The 1,996-nt window shown below is 63.7% G+C and carries 1 protein-coding gene and 1 pseudogene; one reads left to right on the forward strand and one right to left on the reverse strand.

The window, feature by feature from the left end; translation table 11 throughout:
• Positions 1-85: 85 nt before the first annotated feature.
• Positions 86-884: pseudogene (locus tag F0Q45_RS25680) on the reverse strand (mycofactocin-coupled SDR family oxidoreductase).
• A 660-nt stretch (positions 885-1,544) separates the two neighbouring features.
• Here F0Q45_RS25680 and F0Q45_RS25685 point away from each other — a divergent pair.
• On the forward strand, positions 1,545-1,901 hold the full coding sequence (locus F0Q45_RS25685) for a DUF2784 family protein (RefSeq protein WP_188113171.1): 357 nt from the start codon (positions 1,545-1,547) through the stop codon (positions 1,899-1,901).
• The last annotated feature ends 95 nt before the right edge of the window (positions 1,902-1,996 follow it).

The raw sequence follows: 1,996 nt of genomic DNA on the forward strand, positions 1-1,996 counted from the left end.
AGCCCGGCGGCATTGGTGACGTTCGCGAAGCGACTACGCGGCTCGCACGCCGCACGCGCGGCCAGTCGCGACACCAGAGTCACGTCTAGTGCATGCGAGCGCTGCCGCCCAAACCGATCTCCAGGACGCTGCCGCTGATGACGCCGGGGTCGGTGACCAGGTAGAGCAGTGCGCGGCTGACATCCTCGGGCTGCAGCCACGGTTGCGGTATCGGGTTGGCTTTCATCATGCGCCGCACCAAATCGTCGGGGACCTCGTCACCGCCCGCAGGCTGCACCATCGGAGTTTGGGTGGTGGTCGGGCAGATGACGTTAACCGTAATGCCCACTTTGGCGACCTCCAGGGCGACGGACTTGGCCAGCCCGATGATCCCCCACTTGGTGGCGTTGTAGGCGGCGAGCTCGGGGATGCCCATTCGGCCGCCCATCGAGGAAGTCACCACGATCCTGCCGAAGCGTTGGCGCCGCATCACCGGTATGGCCGCGCGCAGCGTATGGAATACACCGGTCAGGTTGGTGTCCACCAGCTGCTTCCACATCTGATCGCTGACCTGCTCGAGCGGCCCAGTGCTGACGATGCCCGCATTGCCCAATGTCGAGGCTGCCCAGATCCTTGACGGTCTGCGCCACCGCGGCGCCAACGTGGGCGGCGTTGCGTACGTCGAGCGTTATCGGCAGGCAGCGCCGTCCCAGCCCTTCAACTCGCTTGGCGGTGTCGCGTAGGTCGTCCTCGGTGGCTAGCGGGTAGGCCAAGTCCGCCATGGGGCCGGGCGCATCGGCGACGACAATATCCGCGCCTTCGGCGGCTAGGGCCAAGGCATGGGCGCGACCCTGCCCCCGGGCGCCTCCGGTGATCAAGGCGACCCGTCCGTCCAAGGCTCCCATAGCCGGCTAGGTTAGCAGTCGTGCCCGGTCAGCGACGAGCACCGGGCCAGACACGAAACTAGTTGAAGTGATTGCTGTTTCGCTCCGCAAAGTCAGTTCGGTGAGCCATCAACGGTTGCGGCGAGGGACGCAGACACCTCGTACGCACCCCATGACGCCGCGCTGGGGCGGTTTTTTCACCCGGGGCGGCTGCTGGCACCGATCGTCTCGGCAAGGTGGATCGGTATCGCCCTCATTGAGGTATTGCGCCTGGCCGGGAGTCAGCGGGTCGGCTAGCGCCACCGGCTCACCCGCCAGCGCCACCGCGCCTGCCGTTAACGCGCCTGCCATCAACAATCTGAATGCGATCACTGGATCCGCCTCCCAAAGCTAGCCATGTGATCTAAATAAAGATCTTAACTTCTAAACGGCTGGCGCGCACTGATGGTTCAGTCCGACAGCGATATGTGCCTTCTCTGCTGGATGATCAGCGCAGCTGCTCGCACCACCGGGTTACCCATTACAGCGGGTATGACGTCGCGTTGGTTATGAACGCACCGCGGAATCGGATCTATCGTAGTTACCAGGTGTCAAAGATCGGGCGGGACTTTGGCATCTGAAATGCACGACGCGTTAGCCGGGAACACGTTGTCTCGCGCGGGATTTGACCACAAGAGCGTTATGTGGATCTTTCTGGTCGGTGCCACCATCGCCGCGCACGTCGCCTTCATCGGCTATGTGGCGTTAGGAGGAATCGTCGCGTTGCGCTGGCGCTGGACGATGGCTTGCCATGTATTGGCGGTCGGCTGGGTAGTCCTGTCCGTCGCGCAGCGCCTCGACTGTCCGCTGACCTTGCTTGAGCGATGCTGCTGGTCAACGATGTCCTGGCGCGCGGCCTTTGCCCGCGCATACCTTGGCTCTGACTTCTGGCACTCTGATGCCGCGCCGTCACGCACGCCTTCGCGCAGCCAGGCGTTCGGGGATGTCTCACGTGCTCACCGAGTCGGCTGTCATGCCGCCGCATCTAGTGTGCGGTGACGGCTTTGAGAGTGTATGTAGGGCGGGAAAATCCACGATCGGCCCGCCCTGACGGCTCACTCGACGCCATCAACGCTCACTCGACGCCATCAACG

The sequence above is a fragment of the Mycobacterium simiae genome, from assembly GCF_008370645.1.
GTDB classification, from domain to species: domain Bacteria; phylum Actinomycetota; class Actinomycetes; order Mycobacteriales; family Mycobacteriaceae; genus Mycobacterium; species Mycobacterium simiae_A.

Excerpts from the sequence above, each read along its gene's own strand:
- F0Q45_RS25685 (WP_188113171.1), top strand. The coding sequence starts at position 1,545 with ATGTGGATCTTTCTGGTCGGTGCCACCATCGCCGCGCACGTCGCCTTC.